Origin of the sequence: Nitratidesulfovibrio termitidis HI1, assembly GCF_000504305.1 — a bacterium.
Lineage (GTDB): Bacteria > Desulfobacterota > Desulfovibrionia > Desulfovibrionales > Desulfovibrionaceae > Cupidesulfovibrio > Cupidesulfovibrio termitidis.
The window spans coordinates 2804369-2829937 of record NZ_KI632512.1; the positions used below are offsets into that span (position 1 = coordinate 2804369).

Genomic DNA, 25569 nt, shown 5'->3' on the forward strand with positions numbered 1-25569 from the left:
AACGGCAACATGGATCAGGCGAACATGGGGCCGTTGTCCACGGTGGTGTCGCGCCTGGCCAAACAGGCCCAGGGCATGCTGCTGTCGGGCGAGGCGGACCCCGCCCGGCCCGAGGTGCTGCCTGCCCAGGTGTTGGCGGGGGACGATGAGGCCCGCGAGATGTTCGCTAACTACCAACTGCGGGCCGCCATCCTGCATGACAAGAGCGGAAGGCCTCGCCCGGTGTTGCTGTTGTGCACCAAGGATGGAGTCCATGCGCTCATCGAGCAGATGGACTGTCTGAACAGCGTGCGCAAGGGCCAGCATTGGCAGACCGAGGCGTTGCCCCCGTGCCGTGTCACCTTCCGCGATCCGACCGTGGCCTGCGCCCCCAACTGAGCAAGCCGGGCGCTCTGTCCATCCCGTCGCAAGGCACGCCCGTGCACCACGCAAAACCGCCCGGACCTTGCGGTCCGGGCGGTGTCGTTTGCGTCAGGCTGGCGGATCAGGTCCGCCGCCGGGTGGCTTTCCGGCTGGGTGGCGCTAGGCCACCGGGTTGCCGGTGCGGATGCGCAGCCCCTTGGCCACGTCCATCACGAAGACCACGCCGTCGCCTTCCTTGCCGGTGCGGGCGCCTTCGGTGACCGCTTCCAGGGCGGCTGCTTCCAGCTCATCCTTCACGCCGATCTCGATGCGCACTTTCTTCAGCAGGTTCACTTCACTGACCACGCCGCGGTAGGTTTCGGTGTAGCCCTTCTGACGGCCGGCACCCAGGATGTTGGTGACCGACATGCTGTAGATCTGCCGGGCGTACAGGGCCTGTTTCACGGCGGTCAGGCGTTCCGGCCGGACGTATGCGATGATGAGTTTCATTGTGATATCCCCCTGCCCTTACTCGTTGGAGAAGATCTGGAAGCCGCTGTAGGCTTCGGAACCGTGCTCGGTGACGTCGAGGCCCTTCAGTTCCTCTTCGGCGGGCACACGCACACCCACGATCATCTTGAGCACGCTGAACAGGATGAACCCGGTGCCGAAGGCCCATGCGAAGGCCGCGCCCACGCCGATGGCCTGGGTGACCAGCTGACCGGCGCCGCCGCCGTAGAACAGGCCGGTGATGGTGCCGTAGCCGGGAGCGGCGAACAGGCCCACCATCAGCGTGCCGTACGCGCCGCACACGCCGTGGACCGAAATGGCGCCCACGGGATCGTCGATCTTCAGCACCTGGTCGATGAACAGGACGGACAGCACCACCAGCACGCCAGCGCCGAAGCCGATGATCAGCGAGCCGATGGGCGACACTTCGAAACAACCGGCGGTGATGGCCACCAGGCCCGCGAGGCAGCCGTTCATGCTCATGGAGACGTCGGGCTTGCCGTACTTCAGCCAGATGGTGATCATGGCGCCCAGCATGCCGGTGCAGGCCGCGAGGCAGGTGTTGGCCGCGATGTAGCCGATGGTGCCGTTGGCGGCGGTGGTGGAACCGGGGTTGAACCCGAACCAGCCGAACCACAGGATGAACACGCCAAGGGCGGCCAGGGGCAGGCTGTGGCCCTGGATGGAGCGGGCCTTGCCGTCGGAAGAGTACTTGCCAAGGCGCGGACCGACCACGATGGCGCCCGCAAGGGCCACCCAGCCGCCCACCGAGTGGACCACGGTGGACCCGGCGAAGTCGGTAAAGCCCATGGCAGCCAGCCAGCCGCCTTCGTTGCCGAACAGGTTGCCCCAGGCCCAGTGCCCGGTGACCGGGTAGATCAGGCCCGTCACCACCATGCTCATGATGATGTACGCGCCGAACTTGGTGCGCTCGGCGATGGCGCCGGACACGATGGTGGCGGCGGTGGCGGCGAACACGGCCTGGAAGAACCAGAAGGTCAGCGCCCACATGCCTTCAGGCGTGGTGGAGTCGAACGACAGCAGCGCGAAGTCCGAGCTGCCGATGAAGCCGCTGACGGACTTGCCGAACATCAGCCCGAAGCCGACCAGGAAGAAGATCGGGGCTCCGGCGGCGAAGTCCAGAAAGTTCTTCATGATGATGTTGCCCGCGTTCTTGGCGCGGGTCAGGCCCGCTTCGACAAACGCGAAGCCAGCCTGCATGAACATGACCAGGATGGCGGCGATCAGCGTCCAGAGCGTGTTGGCGTCGGACTGCGACAGGAACTGCGGCGCGTCCTCGGCATGGGCGGGCAGCGGTGCGAGCGCGGCCAGACCCAGCACGGTGCACCCGATGGCCAGAGACAGCAGGGAGCGTTTGCCCGTGGGCGATACGGTGATCATTGGTTCCTCCTTCGACCCCTTTGATCGAAAACCCCTTTCGAAGGGTGCGGTGATGATGTGGAACCGTATGAGCAATCTCTGGTCCAAGCGTGAAAAGTGTTGAAATTATCGAGGTTAGCGAAAGCATGTCTGAAAAGAGCGACGGTATTTTTCTGTATTTTTACAAAAACTGAGCAAAAAACACAGAATTAAACTCCATAATTGTAAAAATCGAATAAAGCGTAGTGGCTTGGCGCAGGAGCAGGGGGGGGAGTCGGGCGCTGCGCGCGCGGAGGCAGGCCGTTGCGGGGGCAGGCTTCACTGCGCATCGCACATAGCTGGGAACGGGTTTTTGAAGGAGCGGAGAGATACGGGTGACGCAGAGTATGGCGCAGGGCGCGTCATTCAATGAAATGGGGGTGGGAGGGCGCGTCGGCTGGTTTGCGGAGGGCTGACCCGGTGACAAAAAAGAGGGAACAGACACAATTGTAGCGTTGATTCCGCTGTGGGCGGGGAAGATGGGGTTCTTTTATACAAAAACCGCAATTCTGCCCATGGTGCTACTGGATGCGATGCCGGAACAGCCACCCTGCGGCGACCATGCATACCGCCCCGATGAGCGCCAGCGGCCACAACTGCGGGGCCAGCAGGTTCAGGTCCGCCCCTTCCAGAAATACGCCGCGCACAACGATGAGCACGTAGCGCATGGGGTTCACCAGGGTCAGCCACTGCACCGGTTCGGCCATGTTGGCGATGGGCGTTGCAAACCCGGACAGGATGGCGGCGGGCATGGTGAACAGGAACATGCCCAGCAGACCCTGCTGCATGGTCACGGACAGGGACGAGATCATCAGGCCGATGCCCACCACCGAAAACAGGAACAGCACCAGCCCTGCGTACAGGGTCAGCAGGCTGCCGCGCAGCGGTACGCCGAACCAGAACACCGCCATGGCCACGATGAGCGAGGCCTCGAACAGTCCCACCAGAAAGCCGGGGGCGGCCTTGCCGATCAGCAGTTCCGTGGGGCGGTAGGGGGTGACCAGCATCTGGTCGAAGGTGCCCTGCTCTCGCTCGCGGGCCACGGACAGGGCGGTGATGATCAGCGTGACCACCATGGTCACCATGACCACGATGCCCGGCACGAAAAACCACCGGCTGAGCAGGTTGGGGTTGTGCCACGCCCGCGTCAGCAGCACGGAGGGGCGGGACTGCCCCCCGTGGGCGGCCACGTACCGCGCGCCGAAGTCGTCCACGATGGAGGCCATGTAATTGAGGGCAAGCCCGGCGGTATTGGAATTGCGCCCGTCGGCGATGGCCTGGATGACGGCCTGCGAGGGCGCGGGGGATACGCTGGGGGCATTGCGGCCGTCCGTATCCGCAGTGGTCGGTTGCCCCACTCCGCCGCGCAGGGTCAGGGCGCGCTCGAAGCCTTGTCCGATGCGCAGCACCAGCCGTACTTTTCCGGCGTCGAGCAGCCGGGCCATGTCGGCATCGCGGTGCAGGTATTCCACCACCCGGAAGGTGGGCGACCCGGACACCCGTGCGGCAAGTTCGTGCGAGGCGGCGCTGTGGTCCTCGTCGTAGATGGCGCAGGGCACGTCCACCAGATCGAAGGTGGCGGCGTACCCGAAGATGATGGTCTGGAGCAGTGGCGGCAGGATGACCACCGTGCGGCTCTTGGGGTCCTTCAGCAGGGTCAGGAATTCCTTGGCGACGAGCGCCAGCAGGCGATGCAGCAGGGCCAGCGGGCCCCTGAGAGGAGAGGGCGCAGGTGCGGATACTCGGGAGAAAGGAGATGCGTCTGTGCGGTCGTGCATAGCGTGCCCCTAGTCCAGCCGTTTGCGACACCGCAGCCTGGCCACGGTAAGAAAGAAGAAGGCCAGCGCGGCCAGGGCCAGCGCGTTGGGCACGATGACCTCCCACACCTCTCCCGCCAGAAAGATGGTTTTCAGCAGGGTGGCGAAGTAGCGCGCGGCGATGATGTACGACACGGCCTGCACGAATGCGGGGGTGCTTTCCAGGTCGAAAATGAACCCGGACAGGAACAGCGCGGGCAGAAAGGTGGCCAGCAGCGCGGCCTGCCCGGCGATGAACTGGTTGCGGGCCAGCACCGAGATGAACAACCCCATGCCCAGCGCCGCCGTGAGGAACAGTGACGAGGCCCCGGCCAGCACCGCCAGCGAGCCGCGCAGGGGCACCCCGAACAGGTACAGGGCCATGATCACGGTCAGCACCATGCCCCCCATGCCCAGCACGAAATAGGGCAGCAGCTTGCCGGTCAGCAGTTCGCCCATGCGCACCGGGGTTACCAGCAGGGCCTCCATGGTGCCGCGCTCCCACTCGCGGGCCATGACCATGGCGGTCAGCAGGGCGCCGGTCAGGGTCATGATCAGCACCATCAGCCCCGGCACCAGAAAGTGGCGGCTGTCCGACGTGGGGTTGAACCACATGCGCGTGGCCAGGCGTACCGCCGGAACCTGCCCTGCGGCGGCCACCCGCCCGGACAGCCAGCCTTGCCACACGCTGGTGACATAGCCGGACACGGTGCGGGCATTGTTGGGGTCCACCCCGTTGACGATGAGTTGCACCGGCACGGTGCCTGCGTCCCCTGCCGGGGGACCGCCGTCCGGGCGTGCCGTGCCGCCCGCGCCCCCGCCAGTCGCATCCGACAGGCGGCGGGCGAAGTCCGATTGCAGATGCACGATGGCGTCCACCCGCCCGGCGCGCAGATCCTGTTCTGCCCGGCGCATGTCGGTGACCACGCGCGGGCGGAAGGTATCGGCCAGCAGCAGCCGCGCGGCGAATTCCATGGCCTCCGGCCCCAGGTCGTCGGCCACGATGGCCACGGGCACGTCGCGGGCGTCCAGACTGATGCCGTAGCCGAACAGGAACAGCAGCACCACCGGCATGACCAGCGCGATGGCGATGGCGCTGGGGTCGCGCACCACTTGCAGCCACTCCTTGCGCAGCAGGCCGCGCATGCGCAGCAGCAACCCGCGCAGGGCGGTGGGGCGGATGTCCTGCGCTTGTCCGGCGGGCAGGGGGGAGCCGGAGTCCGGGGCGCCGGAGAGGGGACGCGTGCCGGGGGCGGAGGACGGGCCAGTATCGCCAGTCTGATCGGTCGTGCCAGTCTGATCGGTCGTGCCAGTCAGATCGGTCGTGCCCGGCGTCGTCGGTGCGTTGGCCCTGTGCCGTTCCGCCAGCGCGATGAAGGCCCGCTCTATGGTGGCAGGGGCGGAGGCGTGAACCGGCGCACCCTGCGGGCCGTCGCCTGTCTGGACCTCTTCGCGCGGCCCGCCCTTTTCTTCGTCCGCCGCTGGCGCCATGGCCCGGATTTCCGCCGGGGTGCCCAGGGCCAGCACCTCGCCGCCCACCAGAATGGCCATGCGGTCGCAGTATTCCGCCTCGTCCAGGAAATGGGTGGTGACGATGACCGTGACGCCGGATTCCGCCAGCGCGGTGATGCGCCGCCAGAATTCGCGCCGGGCCAGCGGGTCCACGCCCGAGGTCGCCTCGTCCAGGAACAGGATGTCCGGCTCGTGCATCAGGGCGCAGGCCATGGCCAGCCGCTGGCGGTACCCCAGCGAAAGGTCTCCGCTCTGGGCATCGGCCACGTCGGTCAGGTCGAGGTCGCGCAGGGCCCAGGCCATGCGGGCATCGCGCGCCGCGCCGGACAGGCCGTAGGCGCTGGCGAAGAAGCGCAGGTTTTCTAGCACCGAAAGCTGGCTGTACAGCGAGAATTTCTGGGCCACGTAGCCCACCCGGCGGCGGGCGGCGGCGGGTGCGCGGCGCAGATCCACCCCGGCCACGCGCAGGTTGCCGCCCGTGGGCGGCAGCAGGCCGCAGAGCATGCGGAAGATGGTGGACTTGCCCGCGCCGTTGGGCCCCAGCAGGCCGAAGATTTCGCCGCGCCGCACGTCGAAGCTGGCCCCCTTCACGGCCATGAACGTGCCGAAGCGGCGTTCCAGGCCGCGTACCTCGATCACGGGCGGAGCGTCCGGAACGTCGGGGGCGTCGGGCGGGGCGTGCGAAATATCGGGCGCGTCGGGCGCAGTGGACGCGGGTGCGGGGGCCGGATGGGGCATGCCCTGATGGGTTTCGGGCGGGGGCGTGGCCAAGGCATTGGCTGGCGCTGCGGCGGGCGCGGCATGTTCCTCGTCCGCCGCGCCATCTTGTGGGCCTGGTTCGTGCGGCAGGGTGGCGAACAGGGCCAGAAAGCCGTCCTCGAAGGCGGGGGTGCGGGGGTGCAGGACGCCGATGGCGCGGATCGTACCGGGCACGCGTTGCGCGGAGCCTGTCGGCCCGCCGCTTTGCATCAGGTCGGCACCCGTCATGGATGCCCGTTCCGTCAGCAGTCCGCTCTCCACCAGCGCCTGTGCCGCCTGCGGGGTGTCCGTCAGCAAACGCACCCCGCCCGCGTGCAGCACGGCATCGGTCACGCCGGGGGCCGCGGACAGCAGGGTCTGGGCCGCGCGGGCGCGCATGACGGGGGTGACGAACCACGTCCGGCCCACGAGTGGCCGGGTGAAGTCGCCGGGGGCGCCGTCGCCCACCAGCCGCCCGTGGTGCATGATGGCCACCCGGTCGCAGTGTTCCGCCTCGTCCAGATACGCGGTGCTGACCAGCACGGTGATGCCGTGTTCGCGCACCAGCGAGAACACGATATTCCACAGTTCGCGTCGGGACAGCGGGTCCACGCCCACGGTGGGCTCGTCCAGCAGCAGCAGCCGGGGCGAGCGTACCAGGGTGCAGGCCAGCCCCAGCTTCTGCTTCATGCCGCCGGAAAGCCGCCCGGCCAGCCGGTCGAGGAACGGCGCAAGGCCGGTCATGCGCATCAGCGCGGGCCAGCGCTCGGCCTTTTGCGCGGCGGATACCCCGTGCAGGTCGGCGTACAGGGACAGGTTTTCGGCCACGGAAAGGTCTTCGTACAGGCCGAAGCGCTGGGGCATGTACCCGATGGCCGACTGCACGGCCTGCGCCTGGGTCACGGTGTCGTGGCCAAGCACGGTCAGGCTGCCCGCGTCGGGCAGCAGCAGTCCGGCGGCCAGGCGCAGCAGGGTGGTCTTGCCCGCGCCGTCCGGCCCCAGCAGGCCGTTGATGGTGCCGGGAGCGAGGTCCAGGGTCACCCCGTCCACGGCCCGGACGACCGAAGCCTTGTTGCCCGGGGCGGGAAAGGTCCGGCACAGCCCGCGTGCGGCAAACACGGGCGAGGGGGCTGTCATTGCGCGGCTCCGGCCCGGTCAGCTGGGGCGGCGGGTGCGGTCCCGTTCACGGTGTTTCCCCGTTGCGCCCGGGGCGGGGCATCCGTCCGGGCGTCTCCCTGACCGGCGGTCTGCACGGGCACCACATGGCCCTCGCGCAGGGTGACCGTGGCGGGCATGCCCAGGCGCAGCACATCGCCGGGATCGTGCACGAACACGCGGGCCTCGTACACCAGCGAGGTGCGCAACTCCGGCGTTTCCACGTTGCGGGGGGTGAATTCCGCCGTGGGTGAGATGAACCCCAGCCAACCCTCCAGCGGATGTCCGGGGCGGGCATCGATGGTCACCTCGGCGGGCATGCCTTCGCGCACCCGGCCAAGCTGGGTTTCCGTCAGGTAGGCGCGCACCCACTTGGGGTCGGTGATGGCCACGGTGCACACCGGGCGCTGGGCAGATGCCATGTCGCCGGGTTCCAGCAGGCGCGCGCGCACCACGCCGGATGACGGGGCACGCAGTTCACTGTCGGAGCGGCGCTGCTCCAGCACGGCCAGGTCGGCCCGCTGGGCGGCCAGCGCGGCGCGGGCTTCTTCGATGTCCTCGCGCCGGGGGCCTTCCTCCACCAGGGCCAGTTGGGCCTGGGCCACGCGCAGGCGGGCGGCGGCCCTGTCGTGTGCGGCCCGGGCGTCGTCCACGTCCTGTTCGCGCGCGGCCCCGGTGCCCGAAAGGGCGCGCAGCCGGTCATAGGTGCGCCGGGCGTTGTCCAGTTCCACGGCGGCGGCGTCGGCATCGGCGCGGGCGCGGCGCTTTTCCTGCGGGCGCGAACCGTTCTCCAGCCGGGCCAGGGCGGCGGCCTGCGCGGCCACGCGGGCCCTGGCGCGGGTGATTTCGCGGTCCAGGCGGTCCGTTTCCAGCACGGCCACCAGCGCGCCGGGGGCCAGCCGGTCGCCTTCGCGGGCCAGCACGCGGGCCACCCGTTCGGCGTCCTTGAAGGCCAGGGAAACCTGGCGCAGGTCCACGTTGCCATACAGCACCACCGGGCCTGGGTCGGGCACGGGGCGCAGGGCCCGCCAGGCCAGCACGCCGCCGACCATGCACAGCGCCAGCATGGCGAGGACGAGTATGCGTTTCTTCATGCGCTGCTCCGTGGAAACGTGGAGGGGGCACGCGTGGTTCGCGTGGTGCAGGTTCCGTGTGATGGAACCAGCCTAGTGGGGCAATCGGGAAAAGTCAAATTCAAATTTAAATTTTGAATTTGACACCAGCCCCATGCCCATCCTATAGCATGTGCATGAAGAAGTCGCCCGATCAGAACGCCAGCCGGAACGCCGACCAGACCGGCAGCCGCGAGCAGGGCCGCGAATCCACCCGCCAGCGCCTGCTGGAGGCGGCAGGCATGGTCTTTGCCGAGCACGGCTACGACCGGGCCACCGGCAAGGAAATCTGCGAGCGGGCCGGGGCCAACCCCGCGGCCATCAACTACCATTTCGGCGGCAAGGACAAGCTGTATGCCGCCGCCCTGCACGAGGCGCACCGCCGCTTTCTCACCGCCGAGGACATTCGGGTCGCGCTGCCGCCGGGCACGCCCCCGGCGGAGCGGGTGGGCATCATCATCCGCGACCTGTTGTCCAATCTGCTCACGACGGACCCATCCGCCTGGCAGCTCAAGCTGATGACCCAGGAAATGATGCGTCCCACTCCCTTTCTGGACGAACTGGTGCGCGCCGAGATAGCGCCCAAGTCCATGTTCCTGCGCGGCGCGGTGGCCGAACTGCTGGGCCGCCCGGACAGCCATCCGTCCGTCCAGCTTTCGTGCATGAACATCATTTCCTTGTGCCTCAGCCAGTACCTGAACCGCGAAATTTTCCGCCGGGTGTTCCCCGACCTCGTCCTTTCGGCGGACGGGCTGGAATTGCTCACCGCGCACACCCTGTCCTTCGTCACCGGCGGGCTGCGGCAGGTGGCCGCCACATTGCCGGGGGCGCCATTGCCGCAGGAGAAGCCATGAACACGCACCACGTACCGGCGCGACGCCCCCGTCATTTTCGGAAGATGATTCCGACGCCGGCGCAGCCCCTCCCTTTCGCCGCCCTGCCTGGCGTGCTCGCGCGGCCCGTGCTGCCCGTGCTGCCCGTGTTGCTGATCCTGGCTCTGGCGGGCTGCGCCGTGGGGCCGGACTACGACCGCCCCGCTCCGCCCGCCGCGCCCACGGAATGGAGCGCGGCCACGACCCGCCTTGAAATTGCCCTCAAGGTTTCCGGGAGCGCAGACAAGAACGGCACCGCGCCCAAAGATTCGGATGCACCCCGCGCCGCCGTAAGCGCCGCCACCCCGGACGGGCAGTGGTGGGAGCGCATGGGTGATCCGCTGCTGTCGGAACTGGTGGCCATGGCCGTGGGGCACAACAACGACGCCCTCATCGCCGCCGCCAACCTGCGCGAGGCCCGCGCCGTGGTGGGCGTGGCCCGTGGCGCGCTGCTGCCCGAGGCGGCGGCGGGCGGCAGCTTCGAGCGCAGCCGGGTGAGCACCAACACCCTTACCGGGCAATCGCTGGAAATGGCCCACATGCCGGTGGAAAGCGACCTGTATCAGGCCGGGTTCGACGCGCGCTGGGAAATCGACATCTTCGGCGGCGCCCGGCGCGGCGTGGAAGCGGCCCGCGCCCGGCAACAGGCGGCGGAGGCCGGTTTGTCCGACGTGCTGCTTTCGGTGGCGGCGGAAACGGCCCGCGCCTACGTGGAACTGCGCGGCGCGCAGGCCCGGCTGGACGTGGCCGAACGCAACGCCGAAGCCCAGCGCCATACCCTGGAACTGGTGCGGCTGCGCCGCGACGTGGGCGTGGCCAGCGACATGAACGTGCTGCAGGCCGAGGCCCAGTTGCAGCGCACCGAGGCCCTGGTGCCCCCCGCTGCGCGCGGCCATGGACGGCTCCATCAACCGGCTGGGCGTGCTGTGCGGACAGGCTCCGGCGGCCCTGCGCGACCGGCTGGCCCCGCGCGCGCCATTGCCCGCCGTGCCCGACCTTGTGCCCGTGGGCCTGCCCTCGGACCTGTTGCTGCGCCGCCCGGACATCCGCCGGGTGGAGCATGAACTGCACGCGGCCACGGCGGACATCGGCCAGCGCGAGGCGGATCTGTTCCCCAAGTTTTCGCTCACCGGCTCGTACGGGCTGAACAGCATCCATTTTTCCGACCTGTTCCGCGACGATAGTCGCGCCTGGAGCATCATGCCCGGCGTGCGCTGGGCCATCTTCGAGGGGGGGCGCACCCGCGCCGCCGTTGCCGCGCTGGAAGCCCGGCGCGAGGCCACTCTGGAGCGCTGGCGCAAGACCGTGCTGGTTGCCTTCGAAGAGGTGGAAACCTCGCTGTCCCGCTATGCCGAATCCTTTGTGGAGCGCGAACGGCTGACCCGTTCGCTGCAAGCGCAGGCCGAGGCAACCCGGCTGGCCAAGGTGCGCTACGCGGAAGGCGTGGACGACCTGCTGACCGTGCTGGATGCGGAACGCCGCCAGCTGGAAGTGGAAGAGGCCCTGGCGCGCAGCCGTTCCGGCGTGCTGCTGTATCTGGTGGCGCTGTACAAATCCCTGGGAGGCGGCTGGACTGAAGGTGCCGGGGGGGCGGGAGGCGCCGGACCCGGGTCGGCTGCGGTTTCGGCCACGCCAGCCGTGGCGCAGGCAGCGGGACAGGCGGGGGAAGCATCCGCCGAGCCAGCGGGCAAATAATCTGGAGATTGTCCCGGCGGTGACATCGGCCCGGCGGAAGGGCAAATCGCCCGGACGTCGAGGTTGGCCCGGCAGACCTTCGTCGCTGTGCACACCATACCATGCGGGCGCACCGCCCGACGTCAGGCACCTGAACGCAGGTTTGCCGACCGCGCCCGGATTGCATCCGGACCGCACCCGCAGAGCCTGGAACAGAGGGTTCCAAAGGAGGCCCCATGTCGGTCATCCCCATGATCCTGACCGTGCTTGGCGCGTGGCTGTGGTACCAGGCGTTCGTGGCGTGGAGACGCCACAAGGCCGGTGATCCCAAGGCCAGGGCCGTGGCCATCGTCTGCGTGGTGGGTGCGACCGTCGCCATGGTCGGCGGCGTGCTGGGCGGACTGCCCAGATAAGGGGATCTCGGGCCGCGCCGGAGCTTTACGGCATGTGGAGGGGCGGCGGACCAGGCCCCGTTGCCCGCAAGCGTGCATGACGAACAGGACGGCCCGGCATTTCCCATGGGAAATGCCGGGCCGTCCTGTTCGTCATTGTCTGTGCAGGAGAGGTGCGGGCTGGCGTGCCCCGCGTATTCTCTGCTCCGTTACGCCGTCACGGCTGTGTTGGTGTGCTCGTGAGCGTGCATGTCTGTCTTCACGCCATGTCTTTCCTGAAAAATTTGCGGTGCAGCAGTGTCTTTGCCGCGACAAGCGTGCAGCTTGTGGCCAGGCAGAGTATGAATGTCACTGGCGTGGTAAAGAAAATGCTTCCGAGAAGTCCTTTCATGTTGACCATGGGGAAGGCCAGAAACGAAAATGGTTTCAGAAAGAAATCTATATGCAGGAGGTATATGTTGAATGTATGTTTTGAGAGAAATGATATGATGGTATTATACGATGTGATGTGCGATTTGAAGATTAAAAATACCAATGATGTATTTATGAATATGAGCATGGAATTCGCAGTAAGGAATTTTGCGGTATAGGTTGTGTCGCCATGCGATGATAACGTGGCGAAGGCATATGTTATGACGGACATGGCGGCCAGAATCTTGAGGAGCAATTTGGGGTCGAATTGCTTCTTCATTACAGCAAGATGGTTCCCAGCAATGAAATAAAATCCGTAGACCGTAAACAAGACATTTGTGACAGGAAAACGAATTTCGAAGGCACTGGAAAGCAGAGGCACGATGAACGTGTAGATGAATCCGACATAGAAAAACACGGTGCGTGCGCCATCATCCTTTGCAATGGCGGCAAGTGCAGGCATGACGAGCATATATCCTATGTATACCCACATGAACCACAGGTGAAACCCTGGGTTTCGTTCAATGCTGTAAAACACACCTTCAAAAAATGTCGTATGGCCGAGCAGAACTACACCAAGGATTTTGTAAAAAACAAGGCATGCAATTGTTGGGAGAATATACCTGATAAGAACTTTTTTGTAGTGCTCACGAAGGACGATAGTGCGTTGCGGTATCACGGCGCCTGCAAGCATGAAGAACATCGGTACGGCAAGGTGTGTGAATATTGCATCCAGCATCGCGATGAACCAGAGGGGGGTGCCGAGGAAATTCGTAACCCACGGCGATGTGCAATGCAGGTTTATGACGGCTATGCACGCGACAACTTTTAAAAAATCAATGTAGGGAAGGCGTTCGCCCATGACAACGTCTCCAGGAACTGTACGCGATATCCACGCAACGGCTTGCGAATCAAGGCGTTGCCTTCATGAGAACCGTCTGTCGGTGGCTGGGCATTAGCATTCGCACACGCATCCTGTACAGCAAGGGAATGGCCCGGTTTCTACCATGGAAAACCGGGCCATTGCAGTTTCGGGAGATAGTCGTGCCCCTTACCGGGAGCCTTTGGTCAGTCTGTGGTGTCGGGGCGACAGGGTTCGCATTCCGCTTCGCCCCCATTCAGGGCATTCAGCTTGTCCAGCAGACGCAGCATTACTGCGTGGGCGATGGTCAGATGCTCCTCGGGGATGTCGTGCAGCAACTCGTCCCGCAGGGCAAAGCCGATGTCCAGCATGGCGTCGTAGACTGGCCGGGCCTGGTCGGTCAGGGCCACCAGTTTCACCCGGCGGTCCGTATCCGACGGCTGGCGGCGCACCCAGCCTTCCTTTTCCATGCGGTCCAGCAGGCGCACCAGGGTGGGGCCTTCCACGCCCAGCAGTTCGGCCACGCGGCCCTGCGGCAGCGTGCCGTGTTCGGACAGCAGCCAGATGACAACCCAGCTGGTGTCGGAGAGGCCCATGGGGCGAAAGCGCCGGTCGAACTCGGCCCGCCAGGCGCGGGCCAGTTCCTTTACGGTGTGACCGAAGCCGTGCGCGCCATGGCGCTCGGCACGGTCGACACGGCAACGACGGCAGTCGCTCATTGCGCGGCCGCCACCGGCTTTTCGGCCTGAGCCGTGGCGTTGGGAGCTTCTTCAGACTGCCGGGCAATGCCACCCCAGCCGCCGCCCAGGGCACGGTACACGTCCACCACCGCCGTCAGCTGGTCGCGCCGGGCGGATGCCAGCGAAACCTCGGCCTGGAACAGGCTGCGTTCGGCGTCCAGCACCTCGAGATAGCTGGAATAGCCGTTGTCGTAGCGCAGTTTGGCCAGGCGTAGCGAGCGGCGCAGCGCTTCCACCTGCGTGGTCTGCGCGTCCACCACCTCGCGGGCCTTGCGGTTGGCCACAAGGGCGTTCTGCGCCTCGCGGAAGGCATCCTGCACGGCCTTTTCGTATCCGGCCAGCGCGGCGCGCTGGCGCGCTTCCGCCGCTTCCACCCCGGCCTTGATCCGGCCAAAGTCGAAGATGGGCATGGTCACGCTGCCCGCATACCGCCACGTACCCGACGGGCCGGTAAACAGCTGGGTCAGGTCGCTGCTTTCATAGCCCAGCAGGCCGGTAAGCGAGATGGACGGGAAGTAGGCTGCCTTGGCCACGCCGATGCGCGCGCTGGCGGCGGCCAGTTGTTGTTCCGCCTGCACCAGGTCCGGGCGGCGTTCCAGCAGGGCCGAAGGCAGCCCGGCGGGCACGCTGGGGGGCACGGGTGCGGCGTCCACGGCCAGGCCGCGTTGCACGGTTCCGTCCACGATGTCGCGCGGGCTTCTGCCGGTCAGCACGGCCAGCGCCGTTTCCGTGGCGGATACGCTGTTTTCCAGCGAATGCACGCTGGACCGGGCGGACGCGGCCTCCGCCTCGGCCTGGCGGTAGTCCAGTTCGCTGGTCAGGCCCAGTTCGTGGCGCACCTTGCGCAGTTCCTGCGTGGATTCGCGCGAGGCCAGCGTGTTGCGGGCGATCTGGAGCTGCTGGTCGTAGGCGCGCAGGTCGAAGTAGGTGCGCGCCACCTCGGAGACCAGGGACAGGCGCACGGTGTCGCGCGCGGCCACGGTGGACAGCAGGTCGGCCCGTGCCGCCTCGCTGGCGCGCCGGTAGCGGCCCCACAGGTCCACTTCGTACGACAGGGTGCCGCCCGCGTTGTGCAGATCCTGCACGCGGGTGGATTCATCGAACGAGTTGAAGCTGTTCAGCGAATAGCGCTCGCGTTGCGATGCGCCCTGCGCGTCCAGCCGGGGCATCTGGTTGGCCCGGGCAAGGCCCAGCTGGGCGCGGGCCTCGTCCACGTTGGCGATGGCTTTGGCCAGGTCGCGGTTGTGGTCCAGCGCGGCGGTGACCAGGGCATCCAGTGCCGGGTCGTCGAAGCCCTTCCACCAGCCGTCCTGCACGGTGCCCGCGTCGGCCGTGCCCGCGCGCCAGGCGTCGGGCATATCCATGGCGGGCCGGGCGTGGTCGGGGCCGAAGGAGCATCCGGCCAGCGTGGTAGCCAGCAGAACCGCCGCCAGCGTCCTCGCCAGCGTTTTCACCAGCAGCGGGGGCGTGGTCCGCCGCGTCCGGGTATATGCGAAGACCTGAAGGCTAGTCATGGCGCTTCTCCTTGTTGCAGGCGTCGTCACCCGCTCCTGCCTCGCCGTCCGGCGGCAGGTTTTCGAAGGCCGAGTGGCGTTCTTCCTCGCAGTACTTGCCCACGGCCATGGTGCGCATGGCCTCGGTGCCGCGCATGCGTTCGCTCACGCCCATGATCAGCCGGTAGAACATGGGGATGAAGAAGGTGGCGATGAAGGTCGCCGCCAGCATCCCGCCGATGACGCCGGTGCCGATGGAGTGACGGCTGGCCGCGCCGGCGCCGGTGCTGATGGCCAGCGGCACGCAGCCCAGCACGAAGGCCAGCGAGGTCATGATGATGGGCCGGAAGCGCAGGCGGGCGGCCTCGATGGCCGATTCCACCAGCGAAAGCCCCTCGTGCCGCTTGATCACCGCGAATTCCACGATGAGGATGGCGTTCTTGGCCGCAAGGCCGATGAGCGTGACCAGCGAGATCTGCAGGTACACGTCGTTGGCAAGGTCGCGCAGCCACACCGCGGTGATGGCGCCGAACAGGGCGAACGGCACGGCCATGATGACCGCCAGCGGCAGCGACCACTTTTCGTACTGCGCCGCCAGGATCAGGAAGACCATGACCAGACCCAGCACGAACACCAGCGAAGAGGAGCCGCCGGTCTGCTTTTCCTGATAGGCGGAACCGGACCAGGCCAGGGTGTATTCCGGGGTCATGACCTCCGCCGCCACCTGTTCGACGGCCGCGATGGCCTGGCCAGAGCTGTACCCGGCGGCGGGGCCGCCCACCACCTTGGCGGCAGGGAACACGTTGAAGCGTTCCACCACTTCGGGGCCGGTCACTTCCTGCACGTCCACCAGCGAGGTGAGGGGAATCATCTCGCCGGAGTTCGCGCGCACGAACACGTTGGCCACGTCCGACGGGCGGGCGCGGAAGTCGGCCTCCGACTGCAACTGCACCTTGAAGGTGCGTCCGAACTTGTTGAAGTCGTTGATGTAGCTGGCGCCGAATGTGGCCTGCATGGTGTCGAAGATGGTGTTCACCGGCACGCCCAGGGCTTTCGCCTTGTTGCGGTCCAGGTTGATGAACAGTTGCGGCGCGTTGGCGCTGAAGGTGGTCTGCACGCCCGCCAGTTCCGGCCGCTTGGCGGCGGCGGCGATGAGCTTGCCGACCATGGCGGCCAGGGCCTTGCTGTCGCCTTCGCCGCGGTTCTGCACGTACAGTTCGAAGCCGCCGGTGTTGCTCATGCCCGAGATGGGCGGCGGGTTGAAGGCCAGCACGATGCCTTCGGGCACGCCCATGCCCACGCCGAACACCTTGCGGGCGTAGTCGAACGACGACTGTCCCGCGCCCTTGCGCTCGTCCCACGGCTTCAGCGGCACGAACGAGGTGACGAAGTTGGGCTTGGGCACCCCGGACAGCAGGTCGTAGCCGGTCAGGGTGATCAGGTTGGCCACGCGGGGGTCTTCCATGTGGCTCTTGTCGATCAGGTCGGCCACCACGCGGGTGCGTTGCAGGCTGGCGCCGTCGGGCAGGATGGACAGGCCGATGATGTAGCCCTGGTCTTCGTCCGGGGCAAGGCCGCCGGGCACCACCTGGAAGAGATGCCAGGTGGCGCCGCCCAGGCAGGCGAACAGCACCAGGGCAAGGCCCGCGCGGCGGATGAGGAAGGCCACCCCGCCGGTGTAGCGGTGGGTGACGCGTTCGAACCAGGTGTTGAACCAGCGGAAGAACGCGGGCGGCTCATGATGGCCGGGCTTCAGCATCAGCGCGCACAGGGCGGGCGTCAGCGTCAGGGCCACCAGGCCGGAGATGACCACCGACACCGCGATGGTGATGGCGAACTGCTTGTACATCTGCCCGGCAAGGCCGCCCATGAAGGCCACGGGAACGAACACCGAGCACAGCACCAGCACGATGGCGATGACCGGCCCGGTCACTTCCTCCATGGCCTTGATGGTGGCCTTGCGCGGCGTCAGCCGCTCGGAGGACATGATGCGTTCCACGTTTTCCAGCACCACGATGGCGTCGTCCACCACGATGCCGATGGCCAGCACCAGGCCGAACAGGGTCAGCGTGTTGATGGAGAAGCCCAGCGCGTACATGCCCGCGAAGGTGCCCACGATGGACACCGGCACCGCAAGGCAGGGAATGAGCGTGGCCCGCCAGTTCTGCAGGAACAGGAACACCACCAGGAACACCAGCACCATGGCTTCCACCAGGGTGTGCACCACCTCGTTGATGGAAATGCGCACGAACTTGGTGGTGTCGTAGGGGATGGAGAAGCTGATGCCGTCGGGGAAGCGCTGCGACAGCTCCTGCATCTTGGCGGCCACGCGGTCTGCCGTTTCCAGCGCGTTGGCGCCGGGCGTCAGGAATACGCCGACAGCCACGGTGGGCTTGCCGTTGAGCTGGGTGCGGACGTCGTAGTCCTTGGCGCCCAGTTCCACGCGGGCCACGTGCTTGAGCAGCAGGGTGGAGCCGTCCGACTCCGCCCGCAGGATGATGTTTTCGAATTCCTCGGGGGTGGTCAGGCGGCCCTTGGTGGTGACCAGGTAGTTCAGTTCCAGCGGGCTGCTGGACGGTTCCTGCCCGATGCGCCCCGCCGCGAACTGGGCGTTCTGCTCGCGGATGGCCTGCGCCACGTCGCCGGGGGTCAGCTTGAGCTGGGCCAGCTTGTCCGGGTGCAGCCAGATGCGCATGGAATAGTCCTTGGCGCCGAAGATGGAGGCGTCGCCCACGCCCGGAAGGCGCTTGAGTTCGTCCACCACGTTCACCAGGACGTAGTTGCTGATGTAGACCGAATCGTAGCGCCCGTCGGGCGAGAAGGTGTTCACCACCTGCAGGATCGAGGGTGACCGCTTGGTCACGGTGACGCCCTGGCGGCGCACTTCTTCCGGCAGCGAGGCGGTGGCGGCCTGCACGCGGTTGTTGACGTTGATGGTGGCCTGGTCGGGGTCGGTGCCCACGGCGAAGGACACGGAAATGGTCATCTGGCCGTTACCGGCGCTGACCGAGTTCATGTACAGCATGCCGTCAACGCCGTTGATCTGCTGTTCCAGCGGCGAGGCCACCGTGGCCGCGATGACCTCGGGGCTGGCGCCGGGATACGTGGCGGAGACGATGACCTGCGGCGGAACGATTTCCGGATACTGCGCGATGGGCAGCGCACGCATGGCCATGAACCCCGCCAGCATGATCACGATGGAGATCACGCACGCGAAGATGGGGCGGTGGATGAAGAAACGCGATATCATGGCAAATCCTGCTGAGGGCGCGGGCTAGGAACCCTGGTTTGCGGCCTTGGTCGCGTTTCCGGCGGGGGCCTGCCCATTCTGACCGGGCTGGGCTTCTCGCGGCTGGCCGATGGTCACCGGCTGGCCGGGGCGCACCTTCAGCAGGCCTTCGACCACGATGCGTTCACCGGGGGTCAGACCCTTTTCCACGATGTACTGGTTGTCGATGGGCAGGCTGATTTCCACGGGGCGCGGCTGGGCGACGTCGCCTTCGCCGATCACCCAGACCATGGGGCCCTGCTGGGTTTGCAGCACGGCGCGCTGGGGAATGGCCAGGGCGTTGTTGTAGATGGCGCCGCTCATCACCACGCGCACGAACTGCCCGGGCAGCACTTCCGCCTCGGGGTTGGGGAATTCGGCGCGCACGCGGATGGTGCCGGTCAGCGGGTCCACCAGCGGGTCGATGAAGTTCACCGTGCCGGTGCGCTTGTAGGTGGAACCGTCGATGAGCCGCACGACCACGTCGTACCCCTTCTTGGGCAGGGTGATCCTGCCTTCCTCGCGCATGCGGCGCAGCCGGAACAGGTCCACGCTGGGGGTGGAGAAGTTCACGTACACCGGGTCCACCTTGGAGATGGTGGTCAGCAGGCTGCCCTCGGCGGTGGTGGTGACCAGGCTGCCCTCGGAGCGGGTTTCCTTGCTGGTCATGCCCGAGATGGGGGCCTCGACGCGGGTGTAGCCAAGGTTGATGCGCGCGGTCTTCACGCGGGCGCGCGCTTCTTCCAGCGCGGCCCTGGCCGAATCGAACTCGGCCACGGCGTCGTCGCGGTCCTTCTGGCTGACGGCGTTCTCGCGGTACAGGGGCAGCACGCGGTCGCGGTTGCTCTGGGCGCTTTGCAGGCGCGCCTCGGCCTGGGCCTGCTGGCCCAGCGCCTGATCCAGGTCCGCCTTGAACGGCTCGGGATCGATCTCGAACATCAGCTCGCCCTTCTTCACCGGGCGGCCTTCCGCGTAGGCGCGGCGCAGCAGGATGCCGCCCACGCGGGCACGCACCTCGACCTCGCGCGAGCCGGCGGTCTGGCCCACGTATTCGTAGGTCAGGGGCAGGTCGCGCGGCTGCACCTGTTGCACCACCACCAGCGGGGCGGGCGCGGCATTGGGCGCGGCGGATTCGTCCTTGCACCCGGTCAGTACGGCCGAAAGGGCCAGAACCAGGGCGAGCAGCCCCATGTGCAGGGCGGGCAGGGGGCGCGCCATGGCGGTTGCACCGGCGCGGGCGCGGGGAGACGGAGTGGGAAAGCGGTGTTGCATGGGGTGGTTCCTCCTCGGCGTGGCGCGGGATGCGACCGGTGCGCCGACATGCGGAGCGGTTTGGGTGTGTCTGTCGGTATTTCGGCTGGTCGTGCCCGCCTGCGTCGCGACGGTGCGGGCGGGGAACGGCGGAAACCCGGTAGTGTGCTATTAGGTAGCGAGCTATCGAAGTGTCGCGTTCTACATGGGGGCAAGATGGTCGTCAACCCCGTGGCGCGTCACTGGCCGGGGCGGGCGCCGTCCCGCGGGGTGATGCGCCGGGGCCGCCGCGGGCCCGCGGGCGGCATGGCGTCCTTCGGGAAAGCCCCTTGCCCGTGTCAGGCCGTGGGCGGCCCGGTTGCATGGCAGGCGGCGGTGCCGGACATGGCCATGATGCCCCCCAGGGTGAAGCGGGTCACCCCCTGGGCGATGCGGTGCAGCGCCTCCGGGGTCAGTTCCTCGTGCCCGTAGAAATGGGCGATGGCGGCGCGGCCGCTGTAGTGGAACGAAATATGCCCGAAAATGGCCAGCAGGCAGGTGCGCAGCACGTCCGGGTCGTCTGCCGCCGGGCCCAGCAGCCCGCGCAGGATGTCGGCCAGCAGATCGTTGACCGGGGCGATGTGCTCGCGCAGCAGTTCACCGCAGGCCGGTGTGGGGTCGATGAGTTCCAGCGACACCAGCTTGCCGTGCGCTTCGCTGACCGGGTCGTCGCCGCCGCCCAGGATGCGCTGCACCAGCCCGCGCACGAAGGCGTGCAGGCGTTCCCTGGGCGGAGAGCCGGGGGTCACCCCCACGTCCAGCGGAAAGGTGGCCTGGCAGGTGCGCATGTAGTGGTCCAGCATGGCGGCGTACAGCTTGTCCTTGCCGCCGAAATGGTAGTTGACGGCGGCCACGTTGGCCTCGGCCCGGCGACAGATTTCGCGCACCGTGGCGGACTTGTAGCCGTGCTCGGCAAACACCTCTGCCGCGGCGGCCAGCAGCCGTTCGCGCGTGCCCTGGTCCTGCCTGCCGGGCTGCTCCGGTTCGCCGGGCAGGGGGGTGCACTGGCGGTGGTCCTGCCGTCCGTTCATGCGACCATGATCGCGCATTGCCCGCCCCCTTGTCGTTTCACAGCTTGCCAACATAGTTTCAAATTCAAAATTCAAGCATTGTTTGAAGCGTGAATATGCCTCCGGGACATCCCTGTCAATCCCCGCTCCTGCGCCTTTTCGCGGGGATGCGGCTGGCTCTGCCTTGGCCATGCGGGCGGATGGGCATGACCGGCAGGGGGCGGGAAGGGGAACGCCATGGTGTCCTGAGGTCATGGTGCCATGTCGCGGACAGGGGTGAATGATTTTCCGGGGTGCAGGACCGGCGGCGCACGGCAAGGGATCCGTTTCCGTCCGTGCGCCACCCTGAAGACAACGGATCAGTCCGCCGTACCCTCTCCCCAGGCCCGCATGCTCCTGGCCGCCTTCTTGCGCACGCCCTGCCAGGTATGGCGGGTGAGCGCGGAATGCTCCATGGCGTCCAGCATCTTGCGGTACATGGGCAGGGGGGCGGCAAAACTCATTTCGTCGGTCTTCATGAACTTGCGGGCCGAAAGGTCGAACCCGCCCAGCACGGCGCGCTCCTCGCCGCGCTGCTGGCAGGCCAGCGGCCAGCCGATGAGGGCGCCGCACCCTGCGCTGAAGGGCGAGACCACGGCATTGTGGTTGCCCGTGGCGTAGCAGGCCAGCGAGAACAGGCCGTTGAGCGCTTCCGGTCGGACGAAAAAGGCCACCACCAGCGGCTCTTCGCCGCCGTCGAACTGGCCCAGCGGCTTCAGCACACAGTATTTGGCCGGGGCTTCCGGGGGCATGGTGTCGTCCATGAAGGCGCGCATGGACGGATGGTCGGGCAGGTAGTGCTCGCCTTCCATGGGCGTGCCGGGAATGCCCGTGGTCACGTAGCAGATGTTGGTTTCCAGGTACGGGCGGTACAGGCCGGAGTAGAAACCGCCGCCCATGCAGCCGCACGCCTCGTGGCTGATCCACGCCGCCCGCTTCTTCTTGCGGGCCAGCCAGACATTGCCGAGCAGGCAGGAAAAGTCGTTGGCGAAGGCCTTGTGCCAGTCGATCTGCCCGGCGGCCTCGCGGTCGCGGGTAAAGATTTCGCCGGGCTTGGGGCCAAAGCCGTCCACGGGCTTTTCGTCGGTGTAGTGCACGCCGAAGGGTTCTTCGTCGTGGCCCAGCAGTTCCAGCAGGCGTTGGGTGCGTTCGATGATGGTCTGCATGGTGTTCCTCCCGTGTTGGTGGGGAATGGCAGGGCCGCGCGGCGGCCCGGTTTTCCATGTGGCGGACGCTCTGGCGGGTGTGCCCCGCTCCGGCCAGGCGGTTTGGCCAGGCGGTCTGGCCCGACGGTCTGGCCCGACGGTCTGGTTCGACTGTCCGGCTCAGCGGTCTGGCTCAGGGGGCCAGGTCGCGCAGGGTATCCTTTACCGTGGCCAGCACCCGCATGCAGGTGGCGTGGTCCTGCGGGCTGACGTCCCGCAGCAGCAGGACCAGGGCTTCTTCGGCCACGGCGCGGCTGCGCTCCTTCAGGGCGTCGCCCGCCCGCGTGGCGGTGACGACCCTGCGCCGGGCATCGTCCGGGTCGGGGCTGCGGGTGACCAGCCCCTTGTCTTCCATGGTGGCCAGCAGGCGGCTCATGCCTGTCTTGTCCATGCACAGGGCGTGGGTCAGTTCGTCCTGCCCGATGGTCCCCCGGTTCCAGACGAAGACCATGACGCCCCACTGCTCGCCGGTCAGGTCGATGCCAACCTGGGCCATGCGGCGGCGCAGGAAGGACGACATGAGGCGGTTGGTGGTGAAGGTCATGAAGCCGAGGGAAGATTCCGGGTCGAAAAAAAAGTTGTTCATGTCAACCATCGTAGACCAATGGTTGATGGTGTCAACTATTCGGGCGCGGCAAACGCGCGGGGCGGGGCAGCCTGATGGACCTGACGGAGAGGCCTGACGGAGAGGCGTGGCGGAGATGGCTGGCGGGCGTGCGGGATGGGCCGCGCGCGGCAAGCATGCATGACAAGGCGCGCGCGGCACACTCCGCGATGGCGGATGGACGGAACGGGACGACGGGCGGCGGCCCGGCGGGGCTTAGTGCGCCCCGGCGTGCGCCGTGGCAGCCACGGGACGGCCCGTCTGGGTTTCCTGTTCCATCTGGCAATGCACGCACAACCGGGTGGTGGGGCGGGCCAGCAGGCGGGGCAGGGGAATGTCGTCGCCGCAGGCGTCGCACACGCCGTAGTCGTGGCGGTCCATGGCGCGCAGCACCCCTTCGATTTCGCGGATGCGCCGTCCGGCGCGGTCCAGAAGGGTCATGCTGAGGGCAAGCTCGCTGACGCGCGAGGCGAATTCGTTTTCGTCGGCGCAGGCTTCCACGCCGCCCTCCACCAGCAACTGGCGGCGCAGGTGGGTCAGTTCGGCTTCGAGGCGGCGGCGGATTTCGGCATGGTGACGGTCGGTCATGGCGCGTTCCTTCCGTGGCGCGGCTCCGGGCATGCGGTCCGCGCGGGCTGCGGGGCATCCAGTGGGCCAGCCGACCAGTCAGCCAGTCAGCCAGTCGGCCAGTCGGCCAGTCAGCCAGTCACGTGGACGTCCCCGGTTTCCGGACACTGCCCCTTCTGCACCACGGGCGGGATCGCTGGGCGACGGCGCGGCGACGGGCCGCAGACAATCGGGTGACGCCCGCGCCGCACACCCCCCGCCCTGCTCCCCTTCACGCAATGTTCACCGACCGGTCATGGCTTCTCCACGTGGCGCGTCTATCCATGCATGCGACAGGACTCCATTTCGCGGAACAGGCACGCAGCCGCCACCGGACGGAAACCGCCCCCGCCGTCTGCTGCCGCCGGGCTCGGTGAGCGCGCGCGAAGCGCTCCGGTGCCCTCCGCGCCACCAGTCTCCGGCCAGTTGGCCGCCCAGGAGGACGCATGGACATGCTCCGCCCCCGCACCCCCGCCGATGCCGCCCCTCTTCATCATATAATGGATACGCCGTCGGCCACGAGGCCGCTGCCGGTTTCCACGCCAGTCGCCGTCCCGTCCCGCGCGGATGCGGTCACGCCGCATTCCGTGCATTCCCGCTCGCTGGTGCCCGCCGCGGCCCGGCGCATCCCCGCGCCGCTGCGCATCCCGCTGCTGCACCTGCTGGGCGTGGGCCGCATCGACGCGCTGTACCGGGGCATGCCGCAGGGCGGAACGCCGCTGGACTTCGCCCGTCTGGCCCTGGACGTGCTGGGCGTGTCCGTGCGGGCAGAGGCCGAGGGTTTCGGGGGGGTGCCCGCCACCGGTCCCCTGATCATGGTGGCCAATCATCCCTTCGGTGCGCTGGAGGGACTGGTGCTGGCGCAAGCCCTGCTGCCGGTGCGGCCCGACCTGCGCTTTCTGGCCAACTACATGCTGGCGGCGGTGCCGGAACTGCGCGAGCTGATCTTTTCCGTGGATCCCTTCGGCGGTGACGGCGCGCAGCGTCGCAACATGGCGGGCCTGCGCCAGGCCATCCGCCACGTGGCCGAGGGCGGCGCGCTGGTGGTGTTTCCCTCGGGCACGGTGTCGCACCTGCAACCCTCGCGGCGCGAGATCACCGACCCCACGTGGCAGTCCACGGTGGGCCGGCTGGTGCGCCGCACCGGGGCCGACGCCCTGCCCCTGTACTTTCACGGGCGCAATTCCATGCTTTTCAACCTGATGGGGCTGCTGCACCCCGCGGCGCGCACGGCCCTGCTGCCCAAGGAACTGCTGCGCAAGCGCAACACCACGGTCACCCTCAGCGTGGGGCGGCCCGTGGCCGCCGCCACCCTGAACGAACTGCCCGACGACGAGGCGCGCACCGCCTACCTGCGCATGCGCTGCTATGCCCTGAAGCCCAAGCCGCGGCGGGTGCTGTCCCTGCCGTTGCCGATGCTGAAGAAGGGGGGAGGCGTGCCTGGCGCCACGGAGGCCGCCACCGCGTCCGATGGCCCCGTCGCTGCGGTCGGCCAGTCGGCGCGGCGCATGCGGCCCATCGCCGCCGCCCGTCCGCTGGAACTGCTGGAGGCGGAACTGGCCGCCATACCGCCCACCGACGTGCTGCTGCGCGAGGGACCGTGGACCATCGTGGAGACTGCGGCGGACCGCTCGCCTGAATTGATCCGCGAGATCGGCCGCCTGCGCGAGGTGACCTTTCGCGCGGTGGGCGAGGGCAGCGGCGCGCCGCTGGATCTCGACGCCTTTGACGCCACCTATCGGCATCTGATCCTGTGGCACGAGGGCGACCGCGCCCTGGCCGGGGCCTACCGCCTGGGCGAGGTGGACGCACTGCTCACCGCCCAGGGGCAGCGCGGGCTGTATTCCTCGTCGCTGTTCCGGTTCCGCCCGGAATTTTTCGGCGGCGCGCCCGCGCTGGAACTGGGCCGAGCCTTCGTGTCGGCGGACTATCAGCGCGACTATGCCCCCCTGCTGCTGTTGTGGAAGGGCATCGGCCAGTTCATCCTCAAGCGCCCCGGCGTGCGCCGCCTGTTCGGCCCGGTAAGCGTGAGCCTGGACTATACCCCGTATTCGCTGAACGCCATCATGGACTACCTGACCCGCCACCACGGCTGCCCCGCCACGGCCCGTCTGGTGCGGGGCCGCGCCGCGCCCTCGCTGCGCCAGCCCGGCTGCCTGCGGCGCATCGAGCCGGAAGGCCTGGACTGGAACGCGCTGTGCGCCCTGGTGCGCGACATGGAAGGCGGGCGCACCATCCCCATCCTGTTCAAGCACTACCTGAAGCTGGGCGGGCGCATCGCCACCTTTCACGTGGACCGCGCCTTCGGCTCGCTGGATGCCTTTCTGATCATCGACCTGCTGGAATCGCCGCCCCGCATGCTGCAACGGTTCATGGGCGCGGAAGGGCTGGAATGCTACTACGCCCAGACCCCGCGCGATGCCGGAGAGGGCGGGGCCGGGGATGCGTTGGCGGATGCCGCCGTGGCGGGCAGGGGGTAACCCGCGCGGGCGCAAATCGACCTGCCCGGATGATGTTTT

General features: G+C 67.5%; 20 protein-coding genes. 6 read left to right on the plus strand and 14 right to left on the minus strand.

Annotation, left to right across the window (positions count from 1 at the left end; all coding sequences use genetic code 11):
- The first annotated feature begins 9 nt into the window (after nucleotides 1-9).
- Nucleotides 10-378 carry a hypothetical protein gene (locus DESTE_RS11325; RefSeq protein ID WP_156925329.1) on the plus strand — a complete coding sequence of 123 codons (369 nt, stop codon included), beginning with the start codon at nucleotides 10-12 and terminating at the stop codon, nucleotides 376-378.
- 144 nt (nucleotides 379-522) lie between these two features.
- On the opposite strand, the gene DESTE_RS11330 is transcribed toward DESTE_RS11325, so the two are convergent.
- From DESTE_RS11330 to DESTE_RS11350, 5 genes are all read right to left on the minus strand, one after another.
- Nucleotides 523-852: a P-II family nitrogen regulator gene (locus tag DESTE_RS11330; RefSeq protein WP_035067719.1), complete on the minus strand. Its 330-nt coding sequence runs from the start codon at nucleotides 850-852 to the stop codon at nucleotides 523-525.
- A gap of 18 nt (nucleotides 853-870) precedes the next feature.
- Complete coding sequence (locus tag DESTE_RS11335; RefSeq protein ID WP_035067720.1) at nucleotides 871-2253, minus strand: ammonium transporter; 1383 nt, start codon at nucleotides 2251-2253, stop codon at nucleotides 871-873.
- 539 nt (nucleotides 2254-2792) lie between these two features.
- Nucleotides 2793-4049, minus strand: coding sequence for an ABC transporter permease (locus DESTE_RS11340; RefSeq protein ID WP_156925330.1), 1257 nt, complete (start codon nucleotides 4047-4049; stop codon nucleotides 2793-2795).
- Between the two features lie 9 nt (nucleotides 4050-4058).
- Nucleotides 4059-7454, minus strand: a complete 3396-nt coding sequence (locus tag DESTE_RS11345) for an ATP-binding cassette domain-containing protein (RefSeq protein WP_035067723.1) — start codon at nucleotides 7452-7454, stop codon at nucleotides 4059-4061.
- Nucleotides 7451-8566: an HlyD family secretion protein gene (locus DESTE_RS11350; protein WP_035067725.1), complete on the minus strand. Its 1116-nt coding sequence runs from the start codon at nucleotides 8564-8566 to the stop codon at nucleotides 7451-7453. Before DESTE_RS11350 ends, DESTE_RS11345 begins: the two co-directional genes overlap by 4 nt.
- Nucleotides 8567-8721: 155 nt before the next feature.
- Between DESTE_RS11350 and DESTE_RS11355 the strand changes: the two genes are divergently transcribed.
- The 4 genes from DESTE_RS11355 to DESTE_RS18245 all read left to right on the plus strand — a co-directional run bounded on the left by DESTE_RS11355 (nucleotide 8722) and on the right by DESTE_RS18245 (nucleotide 11543).
- Nucleotides 8722-9438, plus strand: coding sequence for a TetR/AcrR family transcriptional regulator (locus DESTE_RS11355; protein WP_245590822.1), 717 nt, complete (start codon nucleotides 8722-8724; stop codon nucleotides 9436-9438).
- 44 nt (nucleotides 9439-9482) lie between these two features.
- Nucleotides 9483-10520 (plus strand): TolC family protein, encoded by a 1038-nt coding sequence (locus tag DESTE_RS17645; protein ID WP_245590823.1) that lies wholly within the window; start codon nucleotides 9483-9485, stop codon nucleotides 10518-10520.
- Complete coding sequence (locus DESTE_RS18440) at nucleotides 10444-11151, plus strand: TolC family protein (RefSeq protein WP_245590824.1); 708 nt, start codon at nucleotides 10444-10446, stop codon at nucleotides 11149-11151. The genes DESTE_RS17645 and DESTE_RS18440 overlap by 77 nt, the downstream gene beginning before the upstream one ends.
- Before the next feature lie 215 nt (nucleotides 11152-11366).
- Complete coding sequence (locus DESTE_RS18245; protein ID WP_035067728.1) at nucleotides 11367-11543, plus strand: hypothetical protein; 177 nt, start codon at nucleotides 11367-11369, stop codon at nucleotides 11541-11543.
- Nucleotides 11544-11781: 238 nt separating this feature from the next.
- Here the strand turns inward: DESTE_RS18245 and DESTE_RS11370 are convergent, their stop codons facing one another.
- From DESTE_RS11370 to DESTE_RS11410, 9 genes are all read right to left on the minus strand, one after another.
- Nucleotides 11782-12795, minus strand: coding sequence for an acyltransferase (locus tag DESTE_RS11370; RefSeq protein ID WP_035067729.1), 1014 nt, complete (start codon nucleotides 12793-12795; stop codon nucleotides 11782-11784).
- Nucleotides 12796-13001: 206 nt separating this feature from the next.
- On the minus strand, nucleotides 13002-13514 hold the full coding sequence (locus DESTE_RS11375; RefSeq protein ID WP_035067731.1) for a MarR family winged helix-turn-helix transcriptional regulator: 513 nt from the start codon (nucleotides 13512-13514) through the stop codon (nucleotides 13002-13004).
- Nucleotides 13511-15049, minus strand: a complete 1539-nt coding sequence (locus DESTE_RS11380; RefSeq protein ID WP_156925331.1) for an efflux transporter outer membrane subunit — start codon at nucleotides 15047-15049, stop codon at nucleotides 13511-13513. Before DESTE_RS11380 ends, DESTE_RS11375 begins: the two co-directional genes overlap by 4 nt.
- Nucleotides 15042-18278, minus strand: coding sequence for an efflux RND transporter permease subunit (locus DESTE_RS11385; RefSeq protein WP_035067733.1), 3237 nt, complete (start codon nucleotides 18276-18278; stop codon nucleotides 15042-15044). The genes DESTE_RS11380 and DESTE_RS11385 overlap by 8 nt, the downstream gene beginning before the upstream one ends.
- Nucleotides 18279-18302: 24 nt before the next feature.
- Complete coding sequence (locus DESTE_RS11390; RefSeq protein ID WP_051384636.1) at nucleotides 18303-19514, minus strand: efflux RND transporter periplasmic adaptor subunit; 1212 nt, start codon at nucleotides 19512-19514, stop codon at nucleotides 18303-18305.
- 371 nt (nucleotides 19515-19885) lie between these two features.
- Nucleotides 19886-20635 (minus strand): TetR/AcrR family transcriptional regulator, encoded by a 750-nt coding sequence (locus DESTE_RS11395; RefSeq protein ID WP_084559441.1) that lies wholly within the window; start codon nucleotides 20633-20635, stop codon nucleotides 19886-19888.
- A gap of 320 nt (nucleotides 20636-20955) precedes the next feature.
- The gene (locus DESTE_RS11400; protein ID WP_035067734.1) at nucleotides 20956-21801 is read right to left on the minus strand and encodes a DUF169 domain-containing protein; all 846 of its coding nucleotides are present in this window, start codon (nucleotides 21799-21801) and stop codon (nucleotides 20956-20958) included.
- Between the two features lie 172 nt (nucleotides 21802-21973).
- Nucleotides 21974-22426, minus strand: coding sequence for a MarR family winged helix-turn-helix transcriptional regulator (locus tag DESTE_RS11405; RefSeq protein ID WP_245590826.1), 453 nt, complete (start codon nucleotides 22424-22426; stop codon nucleotides 21974-21976).
- A 234-nt stretch (nucleotides 22427-22660) separates the two neighbouring features.
- Nucleotides 22661-23032 carry a TraR/DksA family transcriptional regulator gene (locus tag DESTE_RS11410; protein ID WP_035067738.1) on the minus strand — a complete coding sequence of 124 codons (372 nt, stop codon included), beginning with the start codon at nucleotides 23030-23032 and terminating at the stop codon, nucleotides 22661-22663.
- Nucleotides 23033-23496: 464 nt separating this feature from the next.
- Here DESTE_RS11410 and DESTE_RS11415 point away from each other — a divergent pair, with 464 nt between their 5' ends.
- On the plus strand, nucleotides 23497-25530 hold the full coding sequence (locus DESTE_RS11415; protein ID WP_035067739.1) for a bifunctional lysophospholipid acyltransferase family protein/GNAT family N-acetyltransferase: 2034 nt from the start codon (nucleotides 23497-23499) through the stop codon (nucleotides 25528-25530).
- Nucleotides 25531-25569: the final 39 nt, after the last annotated feature.